The organism is Patulibacter medicamentivorans (genome assembly GCF_000240225.1).
Taxonomy (GTDB): domain Bacteria; phylum Actinomycetota; class Thermoleophilia; order Solirubrobacterales; family Solirubrobacteraceae; genus Patulibacter; species Patulibacter medicamentivorans.
Window position 1 is genome coordinate 1 of sequence record NZ_AGUD01000052.1, and the last position, 23,476, is coordinate 23,476.

Genomic DNA, 23,476 nt, shown 5'->3' on the forward strand with positions numbered 1-23,476 from the left:
GCGGCTTCGGCGCGTCGCGCGGCGCGGGAGCCGCGGCGGACCCGGTGGCCGCGTGGACGGGCTCCGGCACGCCCTGGCCCGCGGAGGCCGACGCCGACGCGGCGCCCCACGGCGCCGGCCCGGCGAAGTCCCCGGTCCGTCCGCCGCTCTTGGCGACCAGCGTGACCGGGCCGACGGCGACGCCCCGCTCGACGCCCTTGACCATGTCGTAGACGTTGATCGCGGCGACCATCGCCGCCGTCATCGCCTCGATCTCGACGCCGGTCCTGCCGACGGTCCGGGCCTCGGCCTCGATCCGCACCTGCCCGGCGTCGACGACGACCTCGGCGCGGACGTCGACCTTGGTCAGCGGCAGCGGATGCGCCAGCGGCACCAGGTCCGGCACCCGCTTGGCCGCGACGATCCCGGCCAGCCGCGCCGTCCCGAGCACGTCGCCCTTCGGCAGGTCGCCGCGGCGGACCAGCTCGGCCGTCGCGGGGGACATCGTCACCACCGCCGCCGCGACCGCCCGCCGCTTCGTCACCTGCTTGTCGCCGACGTCGACCATCGTCGCGCCGCCGTCCTCGCGCAGATGCGGCAGCAGCCCGATCGCGTCGCGCGGCGGCGGCGCGTCGGCGTGCAGCGCGGGCGCCGCGGCCGGATCGATCGGCGGCACGTGGACGCTCGCCGGGCCGGGCAGCGTGCCGGCGACCCAGGTGCGCTGCTCGCCCTCGACCTCCTGCTTCCAGATCGGCGCCTCGGCCTTGATCCGGTCGAGCGCCTCGCGCGCGGCCAGGAACGCCTCGGCCCGGTGCGGGGCGGAGACGGCCACCACCACGGCGGCCTCCGGCCACGGCACCGGCCCGACCCGGTGCTCGGCGGCGATCGCGCAGACCCCGTGGGCCGCCGCGACCTCGCCCAGGATCCCGGCCATCCGCTCGCGCGCCATCTGCTCGTGCGCCTCGTAGTCCAGCTGCGGCACGTCGCGCGGGGTCCCGCTGAAGGTCACGATCGCCCCCGCACGCGGCCGTGCCACCCGGGCGTAGAGCGCGGCCTGGTCGAGCGGCTCGCCACGCACGTCGACGTGCAGGTCGTCGGCCGGCGCCGGCGCCGCGCCCGGCCCCCGCTCGTCGGCCTCCGGCGCGCCGCCGCTGACCGGCGGGATCAGCGCGACCTCGTCGCCGTCGGCCAGCCGGGTGCCGGTCGCGCTGTACTCGCGGTTGACCGCCAGCGCCACCTGCGAGGTCTCGGTCGGCGGCGCCATCCCGCGCCCGGCCCAGACCGCCTGCCAGGCGTCGCCCGCGGTCGCCCCGACCGGCAGCTCCAGCGCGACCCGGTCGACCCCGGCCGCCTCGCGCAGCGCGGCGAACAGCCGCACCTCCACCTGGATCGTCGCGTCGCTGCTCATCGATCCCGATTCTCCCGGACCGGGGCCGCCGGCGAGCGCCTGACCGGGATCCGGCGTCGGGCGGGGGATCCCGGCGCCCCGCTCGCCGATCAGCCGTCGGCCGGCGCGTCGCCGAGGATCCCGCGCAGGACCTCGAGGGCCCGGTCGCGGTGCTCGTGCAGCTCGGCCACCAGCCGGTCGGCGTCGCGGGCCTCGATCGCGGTCACGATCCGCTCGTGGGCGACGGCGGAGCGGTCGCGCTCGGCCGGATCGTTGTAGTAGAGCGCGCGATAGGCCTCGGTCCGGTCCCACAGCAACGCCAGCACCCGCAGGGTGTGCGGCTGGTCGGGCGCCGCGAGCAGCGCGAAGTGGAAGCGGCGGTTGGCCTCGAGCTCGGCCGCCACGTCGCCGGCGGCGGCCGCGGCGACGCAGTCGTCGGCCGCCGTCCGGATCTGGCGCAGGTCCTCGTCGCCGAGGCCGGGCAGCGCGTGGCGGGCCGCGCGCTCCTCGATCAGGCCGCGGAGGGCGTAGATCTCCTCCAGGTCGGCGACCCGCAGCTCGGTCACGAAGTAGCCGCGGCGGGGCAGGTAGGTGACCTGCCCCTCCTGCTCCAGGACCCGCAGCGCCTCGCGGACGGGAGCGACCGAGACGCCGATCTCGGCCGCGACGTCCTCCTGGTTGACGCGCTGGCCGGGCCGCAGCGCGCCGGTGACGATCGCCCGGCGCAGCCACGCGACGGCGTGCTCCTGCGTGGTTCCGGGGATCGTCGAAGGTGCCATCTGGCTTCGGAGCGTAGTCGGGCCGGCGGCGTCGGCCGGCGCCGGCTACTGGTAGTCGTAGAGCCCGTGGCCGGTCTTGCGGCCGAGGCGACCGGCGGCGACCAGCCGCTGCAGCAGCGCCGGCGGAGCGAACAGCTGCTCGCGCTGCTCCGCGTAGAGCGTCTCGGCGATCCCGACCACGGTGTCGAGCCCGATCAGGTCCGCCAGCGCGAGCGGGCCCATCGGGTGCGCGCAGCCCTTGACCATGCCCTCGTCGATGTCCTTCGCGCTCGCCAGCCCCTGCTCGAGCATCCGGATCGCCGACAGCAGGTAGGGGATCAGCAGCGTGTTGACGGTGAAGCCGGCGCGATCGGGGGCGCGGATCGGATCCTTCTTCAGCACGTCGACGGCGAACGCCCAGGTGCGGTCGACGACCGCCTCGTCGGTCAGCAGCGACGGGACGACCTCGACCAGCGACAGCACCGGCACCGGGTTGAAGAAGTGCAGCCCGAGCACGTGGCCGGAGCGATCGCCGACGGCGGCGCCGAGCTCGACGATCGGGATCGAGGAGGTGTTCGAGGCCAGGATCGCCTCGGGGTCCTCGACGATCTCGCCGAGCCGCTGGATCACCTCGATCTTGGCGTCCTTGCGCTCGACGACGGCCTCGACCACCAGCTGCCGGTCGGCGAGGTCCTCGAAGGTCGCCGACGCCCGCAGCCGACCGAGGGCCGCGGCGGCGTCCTCCTCGCTGACCTTGCCGCGCTTGACGCCACGGGCGATCGAGCTCTCGATCCGGGTGCGCGCGGCCTGGGCCCGCGCGTCGTCGACCTCGACGATCACGACGTCGCAGCCGTTGCGGGCCGCGACCTCCGCGATGCCGGTGCCCATCTGGCCGCCGCCGACGACGCCGATCCGGTTGGGGTGGGTGCTCATCTGTCGGTCTCTCTCTTCCGTGCGCAGCAGGGTGTCGGTTCGATCATCGCCCGGCGACCGTGGGCGGCGCGTGTGACGCCGCCACGTTCCCCCCGGCCGTCGGAAGACCGAAAGTCCCGTGGCGGACGATCACGCGGGCCGCCCGGCCGGCGATCAGCGGAAGGCGCTGATCCCCGTCAGCGCCTGGCCGATGACCAGCGAGTGGACGTCCGCGGTGCTGGTGGGGCGGTGGGTGGGACGGTCTCCCAGTACGAGGGCGCAGTCGCCTCAGCGGAAGGCGCTGATCCCCGTCAGCGCCTGGCCGATGACCAGCGAGTGGACGTCCGCAGTGCCCTCGTACGTCACGACCGACTCGAGGTTGTTCATGTGCCGGATCACCGGGTACTCGAGCGTGATCCCGTTGCCGCCGAGGACCTGCCGAGCCGTGCGGGCGACGTCGAGCGCGGCGTTGACGTTGCCGAGCTTGCCCATCGAGACGTGCTCGGGCCGCAGGGTCCCCGCGTCCTTCATCCGGCCCAGGTGCAGCGCCAGCAGCGTGCCGCGGTTGACCTCGAGCGCCATGTTGGCGAGCTTCTGCTGCTGGATCTGGAACGACGCGATCGGCTTGTCGAACTGGATCCGCGTGCCGGCGTAGTCGAGGGCGGACTCGAAGCAGGCGCGCGCGGCGCCGATCGCGCCCCAGACGATCCCGTAGCGCGCCTCGTTGAGGCACGACAGCGGCCCCTTCAGCGACGCGACCTCGGGCAGGACGGCGTCCGCCGGCAGCCGCACGTCGTCCAGCACCAGCTCGCTGGTGATCGACGCTCGCAGCGACATCTTCTTGTGGATCTCCGGCGCCGAGAAGCCGGGCGTGTCGGTCGGGACGACGAAGCCGCGGACCTTGCCGTCGTCGCTGCAGCGCGCCCAGACGACCGCCACGTCGGCGATCGAGCCGTTGGTGATCCACATCTTCTGGCCGTGGAGGATCCAGTCGTCGCCGTCGCGGCGAGCGGTCGTGCGCATCGAGCCCGGGTCCGACCCGGAGTCCGGCTCCGTCAGGCCGAAGCAGCCGATCGCCTCGCCGGCGGCCATCCGCGGCAGCCACTCCTGCTTCTGCTCCTCGGAGCCCCAGCGCCAGATCGCGAACATCGCCAGCGAGCCCTGGACCGAGACGAGCGAGCGGACGCCGCTGTCGCCGGCCTCGAGCTCCAGGCAGGCGATCCCGTAGGCGGTGGCGGTGGCGCCGGCGCAGCCGTAGCCCTCCAGGTGCATGCCGAGGACGCCGAGCTTGCCCAGCTCGGGCGCCAGCTCGCGCGGGATCGTGCCCTGCTCGAACCAGTCGCCGACCTGGCCGACGACGTTGTCCTGGACGAAGGCGCGGACGGCGTCGCGGATCGCCCGCTCCTCGTCGGAGAGCAACGCGTCGACGTTCAGGTAGTCGTGCGGCTGGAGGGCGGGCGGTGCGGTCGTGGCGGTGGTCATGCGAGGCTCCTCAAGAATCTTCGAAGATCGAAGATAGTGCGTCCGGGCGTCCGGCGCAAGTAGGCGACAGGTCAGCGCGGACGAATGTAGACCGTCTTCGTGACGGAGAAGAAGTCGCGCGCGGCCATCCCCTGCTCGCGGTTCATCGAGCTCGACGCCTTGACGCCGCCGAACGGCAGGTGCGGCTCGACGCCGGCGGTCTCGCGGTTGACGTGGACCAGGCCCGAGCGGGTGCCGCGGGCGAACCGCAGCGCCGTCGCCAGGTCACGGGTGAAGACCGCCGAGGAGAGTCCGAACTCGCTGTCGTTGGCGCGGGCGAGCGCGTCGTCGAAGCCGTCGACCGCGGTCACGCAGACGACCGGCCCGAAGATCTCCTCGCGGACCAGCGGGTGGTCGTCGGCGACGTCGGTGAGGACGGTCGGCTGGACCCAGTGGCCGCCGGCCGCGCGGCCGTCGCCCTTCCACGCGGCGCCGTCGCCGTCGGCGATCGGCGACCCGCCGCAGGCGATCGTCGCCGCGCCGTCGCGGGCCTGGGCCAGGTAGCCCTCGACCGTGTCGCGCTGCTCGCGCGAGGCGAGCGGCCCGATGTCGGTCGCCGGGTCGCGCGGGTCGCCGACGGCGAACGCCCGGACCCGCTCGACGAGGCCGGCGACGAAGGCGTCGTGGATGCCGCGGTCGACGTAGACGCGGCTGGTCGCGGTGCAGCGCTGCCCGGCCTGGAGCATCGCGCCGCGGGCGATCTGCTCGATCGCGTCCGGCAGGTCGGCGTCGGCGAGCACGATCGCCGGGTTCTTGCCGCCCAGCTCGAGCTGCAGCTTGGTCGTGCGATCGGCGAGCGCCGCGCGCAGCCGCAGCCCGACGCCGACCGATCCGGTGAAGGTCAGCGCGGCCAGCGCCGGGTCCTTCGTCAGCGGCTCGGAGAGCGCGCGGCCGGATCCGGTGACCAGGTTCAGGACGCCGTCGGGGAGCCCGGCCTCGGACAGCAGCCGGGCCAGCAGCACCGCCGAGCCGGACGCCGCCTCGGCCGGCTTCCAGACCACCGCGTTGCCGTAGGCCAGCGCCGGCGCCAGCTTCCAGAGCGGGATCGCGACCGGGAAGTTCCAGGGGGTGATCGCGCCGACGACGCCGACCGGCTCGGAGAGCGTCAGCAGCAGCGTCGACGGATCGGCCCCGTCGTAGGTCTCGCCCGACGCCTGCAGCACCGCGCCGGCGTGGAAGCGCAGGATCGCCGCGCCGCGCAGGACCTCGCCGCGGGCGTCGCGGTGGGCCTTGCCGATGTCGTCGACCAGGGCGGCGGTGGCGGCCTCGACCCGCTGCTCCAGCAGGTCGCCGGCGCGGCGCAGGATCGCCTCGCGGTCGGTGACCGGGCGCGCCGCCCAGGCGACCTGGGCGCGGGCCGCCGCCGCGTAGGCGTCGCCGACGTCGGCCGCCGTCGCGGCCGCGTAGCGACCGGTGACCCGCGACGGGTCGGCGGGGTCGACCCGCTCGTAGTGCTCGGCCGCGTCCCGCCACTGGCCGTCGATCAGCAGGGTCGCAGCGGCCTGCTCGGTGGTGGTGCTCATCGCTCGCTCCTCCGGGGCTCCCGATCCATCGTCCCAGCAACCGTACCCGATTTTCTTCGAAGATCTATAATCGAGCATCATGCCGGCCGCGCTCGACGACCTGGTCATCCTCGACTTCTCCCGCGTGCTCGCCGGGCCGCTGGCGACGATGGTCCTCGCCGACCTCGGCGCGACCGTGATCAAGGTCGAGCGGCCCGCCCGGGGCGAGGACGATCCCGGCGGCGACGACACCCGCTCCTGGGGGCCGCCGTACGACGCCGACGGGGTCGCGACCTACTTCCTCTCGGTCAACCGCAACAAGCGCAGCGTCGCGCTCGACCTGCGCGATCCGGGCGACCTGGCCCGGGCGCGGGCGCTCGCGGCGGGCGCCGACGTCGTGGTCGAGAACTTCCGCCCCGGCGTGATGGACCGGCTGGGGCTGGGGTACGGCGATCTGGCCCGCGAGCACCCGCAGCTCGTCTACTGCTCGATCACCGGCTTCGGCCGCGGCGGCGGCGCGGCGATGCCCGGCTACGACCTGCTGGTGCAGGCGGTCGGCGGCCTGATGAGCGTCACCGGGAGCCCCGACGGCGAGCCCCAGAAGGTCGGCGTGGCCCTGGTCGACGTGATCTGCGGGCTGTTCGCGGCGACCGGGATCCTGGCCGCGCTGCGCCACCGCGAGCGGACGGGCGAGGGCCAGCGGGTCGAGGTCGACCTGCTCTCCTCGCTGCTGGCGGCGCTCGTCAACCAGGCGTCAGCGGTCACGGCCGGCGGCGCGGTCCCGGCGCGGATGGGCAACGCCCACCCGAGCATCGCCCCCTACGAGCTGTACCCGGCCCGCGGCGGCGACCTGGTGATCGCCTGCGGCAACGACCGCCAGTTCGCGGCCCTCTGCCGCGTCTGCGGCCTCGACCGGCTGGCGCGAGACCCGGACTTCGCCACCAACGCCGCGCGGGTCGCGCACCGCGAGCGGCTGCGCGACGCCCTCGTCGCCGCGCTCGCCGACCGGACCCCGGCCGACTGGGCCCGCGAGCTGCTCGACGCCGGCGTCCCGGCCGGCGAGGTCAACGACATCGCCGGCGCGATCGACCTGGCCCGCTCGCTGGGGATGGACCCGACCGTCGCCCTGCCGCGGCACGACGGCAGCACGGTCGACCTGGTCCGCAACCCGATCTGGCTCTCGGCGACGCCGGCCAGCTACCGCAGCGCGCCGCCGGAGCTGGGCGAGGGCTGAGGGCCGCGTCAGCGCTCGCTGGAACCTCGACCGAGGGCGTCGGCGATCCCCGCGACCTCCGCGAGCTCCCCGGTCGCCACGGCGATCACGAGGTCGTACGCCTCGTCGTTGGCCAGCGTCAGCCGACGCCCGTTGACTCCGAGGAAGGCGATCGCACCGGCGAGCGCCAGCCGCTCGTCCTGCATCGAGCGGTTCTCCAGCTCCGCCCGTCGACGCAGGGCGCTGGCCTCGGCATCCGTGAGGCGAAGGGTCATGGCCAACACCCAATGGCATCGCGTGCGGTATCACGCAGTCGACGAACCGCCCCGATCGAGCACCCGCGTCGCCGACGCCTTCCACGCCGCGGTCACCCGGTCGCCGACCTGCAGGCCGAGCCGCTCGATCGCGGGGCCGGTGACCTCGGCCGCCAGCGGCTGACCGGTGTCGAGGCCGACCCGGACCCGGTTGCCGATCGGGGTGATCGCGGTCACCGTCGCCGCCAGCGCGTTGCGGGCCGAGCCGCCGACGTCGACCAGATCGCCCGGGCGCTCGCCGACCGGGTGCAGCGTGATCTCCCACGGATGGGTCGTCACGGCAACGGGCACGGGACCGGTCGCCGCGCCACCGGAGGCGGGAACCGGATCCGTGCTGAGGACCGTGCCGCCCCCGTCGAGGGCCACCTTCGCCAGACCGTGGTCGGCGGACGACGCGACGCCGGTCAGGACGACCGCCCCGGTCAGGTCGGCGACGAACGGAGTCGCGGGCCGCGCCGCCACCTCGGCCGGCGCGCCCCGCTGGACGATCCGGCCGCGGTCGACGATCGCGACCGTCGTGCCGAGCGTCGCCGCCTCGACGAAGTCGTGGGTGACGAGGATCGCCGGCACCTCGTGCTCGCGCAGCAGCTCGCCGAGTGCCCGCGTCGCCTGCCCGCGCGTGGTCGCGTCGAGCGCCGTCAGCGGCTCGTCGAGCAGCAGCGCCCGCGGCCTGCGGACCACCGCGCGGGCGAGCGCGACCCGCTGGCGCTCGCCGCCGGACAGGGCTCGCGGCCGAGCATCCGCCAGCTGCCCGATCCCGAACCGCTCGAGCGCCGCGATCGCCGTCGTCCGCCGCTGCGCCCGCGAGCCGCCGCGCAGGCCGTAGGCGACGTTGCGCGCGGCGGAGAGGTGCGGGAAGAGCGCGTAGTGCTGGAACACGTACCCGCAGGCCCGCTGCTCCGGGGGCAGCGCGACGCCGCGCTCGCGGTCGAGCCACAGGTCGTCCCCGCAGCGGACCCGCCCGGCGTCCGGCCGCAGCAGTCCGGCGACGATCCGCAGAACCGTGCTCTTGCCCGCGCCCGACGGCCCGGCCAGCGCCAGGCACTCGCCCGGGGCCACGGACAGCGCGACGTCGAGCGTGAACGACCGCAGCGCGTGGCGGGCCTCCAGCTCGAGGCTCATCGCCCGACCCCCGCTCCCAGGCCGTTGCCCGGCCCGCGTCGCTGCTCGCGACCGTTTTCCGAGCCGCCGGGCGAGCCCGACCCGAGCAGCTTGACGGTCAGCAGCACGGCGGCCGACAGCGCCACCAGCACCGCCGACAGCGCCAGCGCGCCGTCGAAGTCCGAGGCGAACCGCTCGTAGATCGCCAGCGGGACCGTCTGGGTCACGCCCCGGAACGAGCCGGCGAACATCAACGTCGCCCCGAACTCGCCCAACGCGCGCCCCCACGCCAGCGCCAGGCCCGTGACGAGGCCGCCGCGGGCGACCGGGATCGCGATCAGCAGCCAGGTCCGCAGCTCGCCGGCGCCCAGCGTTCGCGAGGCGTCCAGCCAGTCGCGGTCGATCGCCTCGAACGCCGATTGCGCCTGTCGCAGGTAGAACGGCGCCGCCACGAAGACCAGGGCCACGACCACGCCGGCGGTCGTCAGGACCGGTTGCAGCCCCAGGTCCCCCAGCGCGCCGCCGACCAGGCCCTTGGGCCCGAAGGCCGCCAGCAGGCCGATCCCCGCGACCGCCGGCGGCAGCACCAGCGGCAGCTCCACGAGCGTGGTCACCAGCGCGCGGCCGCGGAAGCGGCGGGTCGCCAGCAGCCACGCGGCCGGCGTCCCCACGAGGACGATGATGCCCGTCGCGATCGAGGTGCAGATCAGGCTCAGCCGCAGCGCGTCGCGGGCCGAGGGATCGCGCAGGCCGTCGAGCAGGTCTCCCGGCGAGCTGCTGACGAAGATCGCCACCACCGGCACCGTCAGGAACGCGACGCAGACGGTCAGCGCGACGACCAGCGCCGCGCTGAAGGCGACCCGCCGGGCGGTCATCGCGGCGCCCGCGGGGCCGCCGCCGGTGCACCGGGATCGGGCCGTCGGATCACGGCTTCGGACCGAGGCCCGCCGCTCGCAGCGCCGCCTGCCCGTCGGGCCCGACCAGGCCGTCGACGAACGCCTGCGCCTGCCCGCGATGCGGCGCGCCCGCGACCACGGCCACGCCGTAGGTCACCGCCGGCTGCAGCGCGTCCGGGATCGCGATCTCGCGCAGGCGCCCGCCGGCGGCCCGGACGTCGCTGCGGTAGACGAACCCCGCGTCGACGGCACCCTGCGTCAGCTTGCCGACGACCCCCGCGACGTCGGGCTCCTGCGACCGGACGTTGCCCTCGATCGCCTTGCGGCGGGCGGCCGACAGCCGGCCGAGGACCGTCCGCGTGTAGGCCCCGACCGGCACCGTCGGCGAGCCGATCGCCAGGCTGACGCCGTCCCGCCCGAGATCGGCGAACGACCGGACGTCGCCGCCCTCCGCGGGGACCGCGACCACCAGCCGGTTGGTGGCGAAGCGGACCGGGCGACCGACCAGGCCCTTCGCGTGCAGCGCGTCGGGCAGCTTCGTGTTGGCGGCCGCGAAGACGTCCGGGCGCACCCCCTGCTCGATCTGGGCGGCCAGCTCGTCGGAGCCGGCGAACGAGAACGCGACCGTCGCCGCGGCGAAATGGCCCTGGTAGCCCTCGAGCGCCTTCTTCAGCGACGCCGCCGCCGAGACCTTGATCGTGACGTCCGGGCGTGCCGATCCCCCGCCCCGGTCGTCGTCGCCGCAAGCGGCCAGCGGCAGCACGGCGAGCGCGACCGTCGACAGCAGGAGGGCGCGGCGGGGCAGTGGTCGGAGCATCGGGGTCCTCGGGGTTCGGTGGGGCTCGGCGGGGTTGGGGGTCGCGTCGGTGGCCGCGAGGGGGTCGTCAGGCCGCGATCTCGTCGCCGCAGCCGGCCAGGTCGTAGCCGGGTCGGGCCGCGACGCGCTCCCGGAAGGCCCGCGAGCGGACCGTGTCCAGCAGCGCCGCGATGCCCGGCTCGGCCGCGTGGGCCTCGGCGACCCACAGCTCGACGACGTGGCGCTCGACCGGCAGGAACGACAGCCCGAGCGCCAGCGCGGCCGGCTCGTAGGTGATCGCCGCCGCGCCGGTGGTGGCCGTCAGCAGCGCCGCCGTCGCGTGGTCCCGGGCGACCGGACCCTCGGGCAGGGGCAGGCCGAGCGCGCTGGAGGCCCGGTCCAGCGCCTGCTGGCTGGCCGCCCCCTCCGGCCGGCGGACGAGCGTGGTGGCCGCGGTCAGCAGCTCCTCGACCGATGCGGCCGCGGCGGTCAGCGCGACGCCGACCGACCAGCGGGCCAACTGGAACCGCCGGACGCCGGCGGGTGCTCGTCCGAGGCCACCGGCCGGCCCGTGGACGGCGGCGGCATGGACGCGCCCCGCGCGCAGGGCGGCCCGCGCCGCGCCGCTCGTGGCCGAGACCTCGACCAGTCGGGTCGCGCCGTTGCGCGGGCCGAGCCCGGCCGCGACCACGAGCGCCGGATCGCAACCGGCCACCACCGTCCCCGTCGCCTGGCCGCCCGCCAGCAGCCGCGGCCGGCCGTCGGCGATCACCGCGTCCGCCATGGCCCAGCCGGACGGATCGGCGACTGGCGCTGCGACGCGTTCGTCCCCGACGAGCGCCAGCCGAACCAGCGTCCCGTCGGGGATCGTCCGGCCGTCGATCGTCCGCGAGGCAGCGTCCGGCCGAGGGGCGAACAGCTCCTCGACGGTGGTGCCGACGGCCGACGCCAGCCGCAGAGCCGTGTCGACCGCGGGCCGGTGGAGGCCCCGCTCGACCGCGCTGACCAGCGCCCGGCTGACCCCCGCCCGCTCCGCCAGCTGCGCCTGCGAGAGCCCGGACGCCTCGCGGAGGGCGCGCAGGCGAACCGGTGGCGCGGCAGGCATGACAGGAATCTATCGACCAGACAGGATCCTGGCGCCCGTCGGACGGGGCCGCGAGCCACGCGGGGCGATTCGGGACGGCAGACGGCCGACGGTGGCCGCCGCCACGCGACCCGGCGATTCGCGACGGCAGACGGCCGACGGCGGCCGCCGGTCAGGCGCCGAGGCTCGTGGCCCCTGGCACCGCGACCAGCTCGACCAGCGACCCGGCCGGCAGCGGGCCCTCGCCGGGCGGGACGATCGCGAGCAGATCGCCGTCCGCCAGCGGGCGCAGGCGGTGGGAGTGCTGCGGCCCGAGGATCCGGACTCCGAGCGTCGCGTCCTCCCCCAGCACGACCACGGCCCGCAGCGCCCGCATCCGGCGACCGTCGCGGGGCGCGTCCTCCACCAGCCGGCCGCGTCGGACGGGCTCCGGTGGCCGGCCGAGCATCGCCCGCAGCGCCGGGGCGACGAACAGCGCCGCGGTGACGAAGGCCGACGCCGGGTTGCCCGGCAGGCCGAAGACCGGCCGCGCCGATCCGCCGCCGCCCTCGGCCGCACCACCCTCCCCGCCGGCGAGGGTCCCGATCCAGGTCGGCTTGCCGGGCTGCAGCGCGACGCCGAAGACCGCCTGCCGCGCCCCGAGGGCCTCGAGCGCCGGCCTCACGTGGTCGTGGCGACCGACCGAGACGCCGCCGCAGGAGACGATCAGGTCGCCGCCGGCGTCGCGGAAGGCGGCGATCGTCGCCTCGCGGTCGTCGCCGACCCGGACCACCCGGACCTCGCCGGCCCCGGCCGCGCGCAGCAGCGCCGGGATCGCGACGCCGTTGACGTCGTGGACGTCGCCCGCGCCGAGCGCGCCGCCGCCGGCCACCACCACCTCGTCGCCGGTCGCGACGACGGTCACGGACGGTGGGCGGCGGACGGCGACCGAGGCCACGCCGATCCCGCCCAGCAGCGCGATCCGGCCGGGGTGCAGCAGGTCACCGGCCGCGACGGCATGCTCGCCGGGCTGGACGTCCTCGCCCGCGGGACGGATGTCGTGTCCCGATGCCAGCGCCACGCGCACGCGGACGACCCCGTCGGCCTCGTCGGCGTCCTCGACCCGCACGACCGCGTCGGCCCCGGCGGGGACCCGGGCGCCGGTGCTGATCCGCATCGCCTCGCCGGACCCGAGCACGGCGTCGGTCGGGTGACCGGCCCGCGACTCGTCGACCAGCCGCAGCACCGCGGGCGCGTCGGCGGTGGCGCCGGCGAGATCGGCCGCCCGCACCGCGTAGCCGTCCATCGCCGAGCCGTCGAAGCGGGGCAGCGCGATCGGGACGATCACCTGCTCGGCGGCGATCCGGCCAGCCGCCTCGGCGATCGGCACCGTCTCGACCGCGGTCGCCGCCGCGGATCCGAGGGCGATCGCGGCCGCGCGGGCGTCGTGGAGACTCGTCAGCGGGGCCACCGACGTCACCCTAGAGGACGCTCTCCCCGGCCCGGAACGCCCGCTCGATCGCCATCTCGACCGACCCATCGTGACGAGAAGGCGATCACGCGGTCCCGGGACGTCCTCGTGCGCTCTCGCCCCGCCGACCGCATCGAGCCGGCGACTGACGGGCGCCGGACTCCCCGCGCCCCCGCTCCCCATGGCCCCGCGCCTACGCGGGCACCGGCTCCCCGGCCGCCACGGCGACGACCTCGACCGGGATCCCGTTGAGGACCGCCGTGCCGCTCAGGGGCTCCAGCTGGTCGTCGTCGGAGAGCGCGTTGGAGTTGACGCCGGCCACGCCGCGGGCGACGGCCAGGGCGACACCGTCGCCGCCGTGCCCCCAGCCGTGCGGCACCGACACGACGCCGGGCCGGATCCGATCGGTGACGGTCGCCGGCACCTCGATCGCGCCGACCCGCGAGCTGATCCGGACCGGATCGCCGTCGGCCACGCCCAGGCGCGTCGCGTCGTCCGGGTGCAGCCAGGCGGTGCAGCGCTCCGGCCCCGACACCAGGACCGGCAGGTTGTGCATCCACGAGTTGTTCGACCGCAGGTCGCGACGGCCGATCAGGACCATCCCGCCGGCGTCCTCGTCGAGCGCCAGCGCCAGCCGCTCGACGTCGGCCAGCAGGTCCGGCGGCGCCAGCTCGACCCGGCCGCTGGGGGTCGAGAGGATCTCCGGCAGCCGCGGCTGCAGCGGCCCGAGGTCGATCCCGTGCGGCGCCGCCTCGAGGTCGGCCAGCGTCAGGCCGTAGGCCCCGCCGCGCAGCAGCAGGTCGAGCAGCCGGTCGGGCCCGACCCGCGGCTGCAGCTGCGCCATCACCGCGTCGACGTCCTGGCCGTGGAGGGCGGAGCGCTCGTCCCCGACCTCCTTCTCGACCAGCGCCCGGGCGACGAAGCCGTCGATCGCCGCGACGTCGGCGTCGGGGCCCTGCCCGGTCACGACGCCCAGCAGCCGCAGCAGCGACTGCCACTCGTCGAGCCCGTCGCGCTCCAGCAGCGGCGGGCTGTAGTTGGCGACGTTGCGGATCGCGAAGCCGTAGAGCGCCAGGTCGTAGTGGGCCTTCTCCAACGGCGACGGCGCCGGCAGGATCACGTCGGCGTGGCGGGTCGTCTCGTTGACGTAGATGTCGATCGCGACGTAGGCCTCAAGCCCGGGCAGCGCGCGCGCCAGCCGCTCGCCACCGGGGGCCGACAGCACCGGGTTGCCGGCGACCGTGATCAGGGCCCGGATCTGGCCGGCTCCGGGGGTCTCCAGCTCTTCGGCCAGGCAGGCCGCCGGCAGCTCGCCGAAGACCTCGCCGGCGCCGCGGATCCGCGAGGACCAGCGGCCGAACCGCGCCCCGCGGCCGCGACCGGCGCCGCGCTTGGCGTGGGCGGGCAGCGGGAACATCGCGCCGCCCGGCCGGTCGAGGTTGCCGGTGACGGCGTTGAGGACGTCGACCAGCCACGAGGCGGTCGAGCCGAAGCGCTGGGTCGTGGTACCGATCCGGCCGTAGACGCAGGCCGTCGGGGCGGCGGCCAGCTCGCGCGCCGCCGTCCGGGTGACCTCGGGATCGACGCCGGTCGCCGCGGCCACCGCCTCGGGCGTGAACGGCTCGGCGGCCGCGACCACCTCGTCGAGCCCGGCCAGGTGCTCGCCCGGCGTCATCAGGCCCTCGCTGGCGAGCACCTGCAGCAGCGCCATCAGCCACAGCGCGTCGCCGCCGGGTCGGATCGCGATGTGCTGGTCGGCCTCCTGGACCGTGCGCGTGCGCCGCGGGTCGACGACCACGACCTTGCCGCCGCGGGCCTGGATCGCGTGGATCCGGCCGCGGACGTCGGGGGCGGTCATCAGCGAGCCGTTGGAGACGACCGGGTTGGCGCCGAGGATCAGCAGGTGGTCGGTGCGATCGAGGTCGGGGACCGGGACCGTGGCTCCGGAGCCGAACAGGTGGGCGGCGGCCAGCTGCTTGGGGTACTGGTCGAGGGTCGAGGCGCTGAAGATGCTCCTCGTCCGCAGGGCCTTCAGCAGCACCCGGCCGTAGAGCAGCGGCCCGAAGCTGTGCGCGCTCGGGTTGCCCAGGTAGACCCCGACCGCGTCGCGATCGTCGCTGCCGACGAACGGCGCCCAGAGCTCCGCGATCCGTTCGAACGCGGCGTCCCAGCCGACCTCGGCGAAGCTCCCGTCGGGCTGCTTGACCAGCGGCCGCCGAACCCGGTCGGGGTCCTCGTGCAGCTGCTTGAGCGACGTGCCCTTGGGGCACACGAAGCCCTTCGAGAAGACGTCGTCGGCGTCGCCTCGGACCTTCACCACCCGGTCACCGTCGAGGGTGACCTCGAGGCCGCAGGTCGCTTCGCAGAAGGGACAGGTCCGGACGGGCATGGGCCGATCCTACGCCCGCCCGGGCGCCCGTCACACTGGGTGGCGTGGAACCGGTCACGGCATCGCTGCCGCTGGTGATCCTCGCCGGCGGCGTCTCGCGGCGGATGGGCGCCCCGAAGGCCGCGGCGCTGCTCGGCGGCCGCCCGCTGCTGGCGCACGCGATCGACGCCGCCCGCGCCGCCGGCCTGCGGCCCGTCGTCCTGGCCAAGGCCGACAGCCCGCTGCCGCCGCTGGACGTCGAGCGCTGGCCCGAGCCGGACGAGCCGCGCCACCCGCTGATCGGGATCGCGTCCGCCCTCCACCGCGCCGCCGGGCCGATCGTCGTGCTGCCGGTCGACCTGCCCTGCGTCCCTCCCGGCCTGCTGCGCGCCCTCGCCGAGCGCCCCGAGCCGCTGGTCGTCGTCGAGGCAGCCGGACGCCTGCACCCGCTGCTGGGGCGCTTCGACCCGATCCACGCCGTCGCCCTGCAGGCGGCCGCCGAGGCCGGGGATCCGGTCGTGCGGACCGTGCTCGGGCTCGGCGCGGTCCGGATCGGCGAGGAGGCCGTCGGACGCTTCGGCGATCCCGCGACGCTGCTGGCGAACGTCAACCGGCCCGAGGATCTCGCCGCCCTGCGCGCGACCCACGGCGGCTGACGACCCCGCCCGCGCCCCCGCCGTCCGGACGCCGAGCAACCGCGGCGGACGGCGCGGCTACCCCTCGTCGGGCGCCCGCAGCCGCTCGTCGGCCTCGACCAGCGCCAGCAGCTCGGCGACGGGGCGGCCGGTGCGGCCGGCGATCCAGCAGGCGATCGGGGCCGCCTGGCGCTGCGAGCGGTGGGCGGCGTGGCGGGCCAGGTCGAGCAGCTGCCGCAGCTCCTCGTCGGTCGGCGGCGCGGCGCCGGCCCCGCTGGCGAACGCCTCGAGCCAGCCCGCGATCGTCGTCGTGTCGGGATCGGCCATCGACTCAGCCGCCGATCGCGCTCATCGGACGGTCCGGCGGCCGGAAGCCCGGGCGGTGGATCTCGTGCCCCCACTGCTTGCCGGCCACGGCGCCGCGCACGATCCGCTCCAGTTCGCGGTCGTCGGCCCCCGACCGCAGCGGCCCCCGCAGGTCGGTCTCGTCGTGGGCGAAGAGGCAGGTCCGCAGCTGGCCGTCGGCGGTCAGCCGGATCCGGTCGCAGTCGGCGCAGAACGGCTCGGTGACCGAGGCGATGAAGCCGACCTCGCCGCCGCCGTCGGCGAACCGGAAGACGGTGGCGGTCGACGCGGGCTCGCGCTCCAGCGGCTCGACCGCCCAGCGGGTGGCGATGATCGCCCGCAGCTCCTCGGCCGACAGCACGTCCTGCTGGCGCCAGCGGTGCCCGGCGTCCAGCGGCATCACCTCGATGAAGCGCAGCTGCAGGTCCTGGGCCCGCGCGAAGGCGACCAGGTCGAGCGCCTCGTGCTCGGTGATCCCGCGCATCGCGACCGCGTTCAGCTTGACCTGCTCGATCCCCGGCTGGGCCTGCGCCGCCGCGATCCCCTCGAGCACCCGCGGCAGCAGGTCGCGACGGGTCAGCTCGTTGAACCGCTGCGGGTCGACGCTGTCGAGCGAGACGTTCACGCGCGAGATCCCCGCCTGCGCCAGCGCCTCCGCGTGCTTGGCCAGCAGCACGCCGTTGGTGGTCAGCGAGAGCTCCTCGATCCCCTCGATCGCCGCGATCCGCGCCACCAGCGGCGCCAGCCGCGGGCGGACCAGCGGCTCGCCGCCCGTCACCCGCACCGTCCGCACGCCGAGCCGGGCCAGCAGCGTCACCAGCCGCACCGTCTCGTCCTCGGCGAGCCGCTGCTCGCGCGGCAGCCACGCCATCTGCTCGTCGGGCAGGCAGTAGCGGCAGCGCAGGTTGCAGACGTCGGTCACCGACAGCCGCAGGTCGCGCGCGATCCGTCCGAAGCCGTCGCTCAGCGGGGCCGCCGTCGCGACGGTCGCGCCAACCTCCACGGACCTCGGGGAACCACCGTCCATCCCTTGCACCTTAGCCGGGCGCCGTCGCCCTCCCATGAGCGCCACGGGCACGACGGCGCGATCGGGGACGTCACGGTAGCGTGACTATGACGAGAATCATAGGCGCGCCGTGCCCGCGTCAGTCCCCGGCGAGCGCCGCCGCCGGCTCCCGCTGCCGGGCGACGACCGCCTCGACCCGGACCGGCACCGCGGTCAGGTGCGCCATCCCGGCCAGCGGCTCGACGTCGGCGGGGTCGGTCGACATCAGCCGGTTGACGTTGACGCCGCCGGGCGTCCCACCGCCGTCGGGCGCCGCCGCGCCGGCCCCGTTGGCCGTCCGCCAGCCGCCGGTGCCCTTGTGCCCCCAGCCGTGCGGCACGGCCACGACGCCGACCTTGATGTCCTCGGTGATCAACGCCGGCAGCTCGATCGCGCCGTGGACCGTGCTGATCCGGACCGGCTGGCCGTCGGCGACGCCGATCGCCGCCGCGTCCTCGGGGTGCAGCCGCGCAGCCTGGGTCCGGCCGCCGCGCACCAGCAGCGGGGCGTTGTGCATCCACGAGTTCTCGGACCGCAGCTCGCGCATGCCGATCAGGCGCAGCGGGAAGCGGTCGTCGTCGCGGCGCTCGTCGAGCCGCGCGACCTCGTCGGCGATCTGCGGCGGGTCGAGCCGCACGCGACCGCCGCGGTGCAGCACGACCTGGCCGAGCACGCCGGCCCGCAGCCCCGGCGCGACCACGGTCCCGTGGGGATGGTCCTCCAGCAGCCGGCGCAGGGTCAGGCCCCCGCGGCGGAGGCCGAAGCGGTCGCCGCCCTCGCTGAGGCGCACCAGCGCGTCGATCGCGAGCCGCGGCGCGACCCGGCGGCCGACCAGCCCCAGCGCCCGCCGTCCGAGCTCGGCGACCGTCAGCGGCAGCGACGCCCGCCAGAGGCCGCGCATCAGCTCGTCGATCACCTCCCACTCCTGCCGCGCCTCGCCGGCCGGCGGCACGACCGCCTCGGTCGCCTGGCGGAAGGGGGTCAGGTGGAGGGTCTGGAAGGCGAGCGGGAAGTCGTCGCGCTCGTACATCGTCGTCGCCGGCAGCACGTAGTCGGCGTGGGCGTTGGTCTCGTTGACGTAGAGGTCGATCGAGACCATCAGGTCGAGCTCGCCGAGCGCCGCCTCGAGCTCGTCGCCGTTGGGGACCGACAGCACCGGGTTGCCGGACGACACGAGCAGCGCCCGGATCTGTCCGGCGCCGGGGGTGGTGATCTCCTTGGCCATGATCGTGGCCGGCTCGGTCCCGAGCACCGACGGCAGCCCGCCGATCCGCGAGCGCCGCCGGTCGCCACGGTCGATCAGCCGGTTCAGCAGCTGCCCGCCGAGGCGCTCGCCCGGCATCCCGAGCGTGCCGAACATCGACCCGCCCTCGCGGTCGAGGTTGCCGGCGACCAGGTTGACCGCGTCGAGCAGGAACGTCGTCAGGGTGCCGGCGCGCCCCAGGCAGGTGCCGGTGCGCCCGTAGAGCGCGGCGCGCTCGGTCCTCGCCAGGTCGCGCGCCAGCGCCCGCACCCGGTCGGCCGGGACCCCGCTGCGGTCGGCGGTCGCCTCGGGCGCGAACGGCCGGGCCAGCGCCCGCAGCCGCGCGGCGCCGGTCGCCTGGCGGTCGATCCGCCGCTCGTCCGCCAGCCCCTCCTCGAACAGCACGTGCAGCAGCGACAGCAGCAGGAAGGCGTCGCCGTCGGGCGTGACCGGCAGCCACTCGAAGCCGCGGGCGGTCTCGGTCCGGCGCGGATCGACCACGACGACCCGGCCGCCGCGATCGACGATCCCGTGCAGCTCCTCCTTGATCCGCGGCGCGGTCATCACGCTGCCATGCGAGACGAGCGGGTTGGCGCCGACGACGACCAGCAGCTCGGTCCGTCCCAGGTCGGGCACCGGCGCGACGATCGAGGAGCCGTAGAGCAGGCGGCTGGCCACGAACCGGTTGTTGACGTCCTGCGACCCCGCCGAGAAGACGTGGGGCGAGCGCAGCGCCTGCATGAAGCCGGCGACCCACAGCGTGTGGCTGTAGCTGAACGCGCTCGGGTTGCCGAAGTACCAGCCGATCCCCGACGCGCCGTGCTCGCCGTGGATCCGCCGCAGCCGGCCGACGATGTCGGCCATCGCGCTCTCCCAGCTGACCTGCTCGAAGCCGCCGTCGGGCCGGCGCTTGAGCGGGTGCAGGACGCGATCGGGATCGTTGTGGACCTCGGCGAAGGCGATCCCCTTCGGGCAGGCGAAGCCCTTCGAGAGCGGATGGTCCCGGTCCGGGCGCAGCCGCACCAGCCGGTCGTCCTCCACCGTCGCGACCATGCCGCAGAGCGGCTCGCAGATCCGACAGAAGGTGAGCTTGTCCTCGGCCATGGTCCCTCGCGCTTTCCGGCGCCTGACCGCCGCCCGCGGGGCGAGCGACGGTCGAGCACCTCATCCCTCCGCAACCGTGAGACGACACGGCGACATCTGTACCACCTTAGTGCCGAGGACGCTCGCGCTCAACCCGCCGGCCAGATCCGGGGGGGGGGCGGACCGGGACGGGCTCGCGGGTCAACCGGAGGATGGACCTTCACGACCGGGAGACCTACGATGAACGCGATGACCGCCGCCAGCCCGCAGCGGATGACCGCCGAGCAGTTCCTCGCGCTGCCACCGCGCGAGGACACCTGCCGCCTCGAGCTGATCGAGGGTGAGGTGGTCGTGCTCAGCCAGCCGACCCCGCTGCACCAGCTGGCGGTCGTCAACCTCGTGTTCGCGATCAAGACCTGGACCACGGCGGCGGCCGGCCGCGGCTTCGTCACCCTCAACATCGACACCGGCATCGACGACTGGAACGTGCTCTCGCCCGACGTCCAGTGGTACGCCGCCGACCGCGAGCTGCCCGCGCTCGACCGGCCGCCGTGGCCGCTCGGCGACCTGGTGATCGAGGTTCGCTCGCCCTCCACCTGGCACCGCGACGTCGGCATCAAGCGCCAGATCTACGAGCGCGAGGGCGCCCGCGAGCTGTGGCTCGTCGATCCGCCGGCCCGCAGCGTCCTGCTCTTCCGCCGCTCCGGCGCCGCGGCGACCTTCGACGTCACCGCCGAGGTCGGCGGCGACGAGCGGCTGGAGAGCCCGCTGCTGCCCGGCTTCGCGATCGCGACCGCCGAGCTGTTCGCCTGAGGGCGGCTGGCGCCGTGGCCCGGCCGGGCCACGGCGCCGCCGGATCAGCCCTCCGCGTCGCCACTGGCCGCCAGCGCCGCCGGCTCGCCCGGCCGCGGCTGGGTGCCGGCGTCGGCCAGCAGGTCGCCGTCGACGGAGAGCGTGACCTCGCCGTCCGCGGTGCCGACGTGGACCGTCTCGCCGTCGCGGACCTGACCGCGCAGCAGCGCCAGCGCCAGGCGGTCGGTCAGGTGCTTCTGGATCGTGCGCTTCAGCGGCCGCGCCCCGTAGGTCGGGTCGTAGCCGAGGTTGCCCAGCAGCTCGAGTGCGTCGTCCCCGACCTCGACCGCGATCCCGCGCTCGGCCGCCCGCTCGACGACCCGCCGGATCTGGATGTCGACGATCTTCGTGAGGTGGGCCCGATCGAGGCTGTGGAACTCGATGATGTCGTCGAGCCGGTTGATGAACTCCGGGCGGAAGGTCGCCTCGGCGCCGGCCCGGCCGCCCGGGATGTTCGACGTCAGCACCAGCACGCTGTTGGTGAAGTCGACCGTGCGACCGTGGCCGTCGGTCAGGCGGCCGTCGTCGAGCAGCTGCAGCAGGATGTTGAAGACGTCCGGATGGGCCTTCTCGACCTCGTCGAGCAGGATCACCGAGTACGGGCGCCGCCGCACGGCCTCGGTCAGCTGACCGCCCTCGTCGTAGCCGACGTAGCCCGGGGGCGCGCCGACCAGCCGCGACACGGCGTGCTTCTCCATGTACTCCGACATGTCGATCCGGACCATCGCGTCCTGGCTGTCGAAGAGGAACTCCGCCAGCGCCCGCGCCAGCTCGGTCTTGCCGACGCCGGTCGGGCCGAGGAACAGGAACGAGCCGATCGGGCGATCCGGATCGCCGAGCCCGGCCCGGCTGCGCCGGATCGCGGCGCTGACCGCGCTGACGGCGTCCTCCTGGCCGATCACCCGGTCGTGCAGGCGATCCTCCATGTGGACCAGCTTCTCGACCTCGCCCTCGAGCAGCCGCGCGACCGGGATCCCGGTCCAGCGGCCGACGACCTCGGCGATGTGCTCGGCGGTGACCTCGTTCTCCAGGAACCGGTTCTCGCCCGCGGCGACCGTCTCGGCCTGGCGCTCCAGCTCGGCGATCTGCCGCTCCAGCTGGGGAATCTCGCCGTAGGTCAGCTCGCCGGCGCGCTGCAGGTCGCCGTCGCGCTGGGCCCGGGCCGCCTCGACCTTCTTCTGCTCCAGCTGCTCCTGCGCCTGGCGGACCTGGTCGACGGCCTCCTTCTCGCGCTGCCACTCGGCGGTCATCCCGGCCGACTTCTCGCGCAGGTCGGCGAGGTCGCGGTCGAGCGCGTCGAGGCGCGCCTTCGAGGCGTCGTCGGACTCCTGCTCCAGCGACGTGCGCTCGATCTCCAGCTGCAGGATCTGGCGGTCGACCTCGTCGATCTCGGTCGGCTTGGAGTCGATCTCGATCTTCAGCCGCGAGGCGGACTCGTCGATCAGGTCGATCGCCTTGTCCGGCAGCTGGCGGTCGGCGATGTGGCGCTGCGAGAGGGTCGCGGCGGCGATCAGCGCGGCGTCCTGGATCCGCACGCCGTGGTGCGTCTCGTACTTCTCCTTCAGGCCGCGGAGGATCGCGATCGCGTCCTCGACCGAGGGCTCCTCGACCAGCACGGGCTGGAAGCGCCGCTCCAGCGCGGCGTCCTTCTCGATGTACTTGCGGTACTCGTCGAGGGTCGTGGCGCCGACGGCGCGCAGCTCGCCGCGGGCGAGCATCGGCTTGAGCAGGTTGGCGGCATCGACCGCGCCCTCGCTCGCGCCGGCCCCGACGATCGTGTGCAGCTCGTCGATGAACATGACGATCTGGCCGCGGGCGTCGGCGACCTCCTTGAGGACGGCCTTCAGCCGGTCCTCGAACTCGCCGCGGTACTTCGCGCCGGCGAGCATCGAGCCGATGTCGAGCGAGACCACCCGACGGTCGCGCAGCGACTCGGGGACGTCGCCCGAGACGATCCGCTGGGCGAGGCCCTCGACGATCGCCGTCTTGCCGACGCCGGGCTCGCCGATCAGGACCGGGTTGTTCTTGCGCCGACGGCTGAGGACCTGGATCACCCGCCGGATCTCCTCGTCGCGGCCGATCACCGGGTCGAGCTCGCCCTTGGCCGCCGCCTCGGTCAGGTCCTGGCCGAAGCGCTGGAGCGCCTGGAACTTGTCCTCGGGGTTCTGGTCGGTGACCTTGTGGCTGCCGCGGACCTCGGTCACGGCGGGCTCGAGCGCCTCGGGCGTGGCCCCGACGGCGCGAAGGGCGTCGCCGGCCTTCGAGTCGTGGCCGGCGAGCGCCAGCAGCACGTGCTCGGTCGAGAGGTACTCGTCCCCGAGCGTGCGCATCTGCTCCTCGGAGCCGCGCAGGACGGCGACGAGCTCGCTCGACGGGCCGGCCGCCTGGCCGCCGCCGGTGGTCGTCGGCAGCGCGTCGATCGCGGCCTGCACGGGCAGGCGGACCTGCTCGACGGGGACCCCGAGCTTCTGGAGGACCGGCCCGACGGTGCCGCCCTCCTGGGCGAGGAGGACGAGCAGCAGGTGCTCGGGCGTGACCTGGGGGTTCCTGCGGCGCTCGGCCAGCTGACCGGCCTCGGCGAGCGCCTCCTGCGTCTTGATGGTGAAGCGATCAGGCTGCATGGGCGACCTTCGGGAGTCAGGAGCGCGGGGTCGTCCCGCCCTCCGGGGAATGCATGAGACAGCGTGACGCACCGACGGCGGCGTGGGAAGCGCCTGGCCGGGGATATATCTGCGTCATAAGGACTTAGATTTTGCGTGATGGAGCTACTCATGTCAAGGGGTTCTGCAATCCCGCGTGCGGCGACGGCAAGACGCGATGCAGGACCAAGGTCCCCCACCCCCGAGGCTCCAAGGCGGAGGGTCGATGGCCTCTCCCCCCTCCACCCGTCCCCGCGCGGCGCGTCCGCGCCGCCCCGACGTCGATCCGCGGCGGGCCGCTCGCCGCGACGCCGCCGCCCGTCGGCGCGCGGCGCTCCGGCGCCGGAGCGCGG

19 protein-coding genes are annotated in these 23,476 nt (G+C 75.2%); 3 read left to right on the forward strand and 16 right to left on the reverse strand.

Translation table 11 applies throughout. From position 1 onward, the window contains the following. The 5 genes from moaC to PAI11_RS05830 form a co-directional block, all read right to left on the reverse strand. A partial coding sequence (gene moaC, locus PAI11_RS25280; protein ID WP_081488282.1) for a cyclic pyranopterin monophosphate synthase MoaC occupies positions 1-1,387 on the reverse strand: 1,387 nt, incomplete at its 3' end. A gap of 89 nt (positions 1,388-1,476) precedes the next feature. Then, on the reverse strand, positions 1,477-2,145 hold the full coding sequence (locus PAI11_RS05815) for a GntR family transcriptional regulator (protein WP_007571871.1): 669 nt from the start codon (positions 2,143-2,145) through the stop codon (positions 1,477-1,479). Positions 2,146-2,190: 45 nt separating this feature from the next. Further along, complete coding sequence (locus tag PAI11_RS05820) at positions 2,191-3,057, reverse strand: 3-hydroxybutyryl-CoA dehydrogenase (RefSeq protein WP_007571874.1); 867 nt, start codon at positions 3,055-3,057, stop codon at positions 2,191-2,193. Between the two features lie 267 nt (positions 3,058-3,324). Continuing rightward, complete coding sequence (locus PAI11_RS05825; protein ID WP_007571876.1) at positions 3,325-4,518, reverse strand: acyl-CoA dehydrogenase family protein; 1,194 nt, start codon at positions 4,516-4,518, stop codon at positions 3,325-3,327. Positions 4,519-4,589: 71 nt separating this feature from the next. Further along, a complete protein-coding gene (locus tag PAI11_RS05830) occupies positions 4,590-6,080 on the reverse strand; it encodes an aldehyde dehydrogenase family protein (protein WP_007571878.1) in 1,491 nt (496 codons plus the stop codon). A gap of 79 nt (positions 6,081-6,159) precedes the next feature. On the opposite strand from PAI11_RS05830, the gene PAI11_RS05835 reads away from it, so the two are divergent. Then, positions 6,160-7,293 (forward strand): CaiB/BaiF CoA transferase family protein, encoded by a 1,134-nt coding sequence (locus PAI11_RS05835; protein WP_007571880.1) that lies wholly within the window; start codon positions 6,160-6,162, stop codon positions 7,291-7,293. Positions 7,294-7,301: 8 nt separating this feature from the next. On the opposite strand, the gene PAI11_RS05840 is transcribed toward PAI11_RS05835, so the two are convergent. The 7 genes from PAI11_RS05840 to PAI11_RS05870 all read right to left on the reverse strand — a co-directional run bounded on the left by PAI11_RS05840 (position 7,302) and on the right by PAI11_RS05870 (position 15,302). After that, on the reverse strand, positions 7,302-7,547 hold the full coding sequence (locus tag PAI11_RS05840; RefSeq protein WP_050897127.1) for a hypothetical protein: 246 nt from the start codon (positions 7,545-7,547) through the stop codon (positions 7,302-7,304). A gap of 30 nt (positions 7,548-7,577) precedes the next feature. Then, positions 7,578-8,708, reverse strand: a complete 1,131-nt coding sequence (locus PAI11_RS05845; protein ID WP_007571884.1) for an ABC transporter ATP-binding protein — start codon at positions 8,706-8,708, stop codon at positions 7,578-7,580. After that, positions 8,705-9,562 (reverse strand): ABC transporter permease, encoded by an 858-nt coding sequence (locus PAI11_RS05850; RefSeq protein WP_007571886.1) that lies wholly within the window; start codon positions 9,560-9,562, stop codon positions 8,705-8,707. Before PAI11_RS05850 ends, PAI11_RS05845 begins: the two co-directional genes overlap by 4 nt. Before the next feature lie 49 nt (positions 9,563-9,611). Further along, positions 9,612-10,400, reverse strand: coding sequence for a molybdate ABC transporter substrate-binding protein (gene modA / locus PAI11_RS05855; RefSeq protein WP_007571888.1), 789 nt, complete (start codon positions 10,398-10,400; stop codon positions 9,612-9,614). Positions 10,401-10,467: 67 nt separating this feature from the next. Then, the gene (locus PAI11_RS05860; protein WP_007571891.1) at positions 10,468-11,484 is read right to left on the reverse strand and encodes a helix-turn-helix transcriptional regulator; all 1,017 of its coding nucleotides are present in this window, start codon (positions 11,482-11,484) and stop codon (positions 10,468-10,470) included. Positions 11,485-11,635: 151 nt separating this feature from the next. Then, a complete protein-coding gene (locus tag PAI11_RS05865) occupies positions 11,636-12,913 on the reverse strand; it encodes a molybdopterin molybdotransferase MoeA (protein WP_050897128.1) in 1,278 nt (425 codons plus the stop codon). A 193-nt stretch (positions 12,914-13,106) separates the two neighbouring features. After that, complete coding sequence (locus PAI11_RS05870) at positions 13,107-15,302, reverse strand: molybdopterin-dependent oxidoreductase (RefSeq protein WP_007571895.1); 2,196 nt, start codon at positions 15,300-15,302, stop codon at positions 13,107-13,109. A gap of 44 nt (positions 15,303-15,346) precedes the next feature. On the opposite strand from PAI11_RS05870, the gene mobA reads away from it, so the two are divergent. Continuing rightward, entirely contained in the window at positions 15,347-15,937 is a 591-nt protein-coding gene (gene mobA / locus PAI11_RS05875; protein WP_007571897.1) for a molybdenum cofactor guanylyltransferase, read from the forward strand. 57 nt (positions 15,938-15,994) lie between these two features. Here the strand turns inward: mobA and PAI11_RS05880 are convergent, their stop codons facing one another. The 3 genes from PAI11_RS05880 to PAI11_RS05890 form a co-directional block, all read right to left on the reverse strand. Further along, positions 15,995-16,243, reverse strand: a complete 249-nt coding sequence (locus PAI11_RS05880; protein WP_007571898.1) for a DUF6457 domain-containing protein — start codon at positions 16,241-16,243, stop codon at positions 15,995-15,997. A 4-nt stretch (positions 16,244-16,247) separates the two neighbouring features. Beyond that, positions 16,248-17,288, reverse strand: coding sequence for a GTP 3',8-cyclase MoaA (gene moaA / locus PAI11_RS05885; RefSeq protein WP_050897129.1), 1,041 nt, complete (start codon positions 17,286-17,288; stop codon positions 16,248-16,250). A 118-nt stretch (positions 17,289-17,406) separates the two neighbouring features. Continuing rightward, positions 17,407-19,653: a molybdopterin-containing oxidoreductase family protein gene (locus PAI11_RS05890; protein ID WP_007571904.1), complete on the reverse strand. Its 2,247-nt coding sequence runs from the start codon at positions 19,651-19,653 to the stop codon at positions 17,407-17,409. Between the two features lie 228 nt (positions 19,654-19,881). Here PAI11_RS05890 and PAI11_RS24000 point away from each other — a divergent pair, with 228 nt between their 5' ends. Then, the gene (locus PAI11_RS24000; protein ID WP_050897130.1) at positions 19,882-20,445 is read left to right on the forward strand and encodes a Uma2 family endonuclease; all 564 of its coding nucleotides are present in this window, start codon (positions 19,882-19,884) and stop codon (positions 20,443-20,445) included. A 44-nt stretch (positions 20,446-20,489) separates the two neighbouring features. Here the strand turns inward: PAI11_RS24000 and clpB are convergent, their stop codons facing one another. Continuing rightward, positions 20,490-23,105, reverse strand: a complete 2,616-nt coding sequence (gene clpB / locus PAI11_RS05900; protein ID WP_007571907.1) for an ATP-dependent chaperone ClpB — start codon at positions 23,103-23,105, stop codon at positions 20,490-20,492. Positions 23,106-23,476 lie beyond the last annotated feature (371 nt).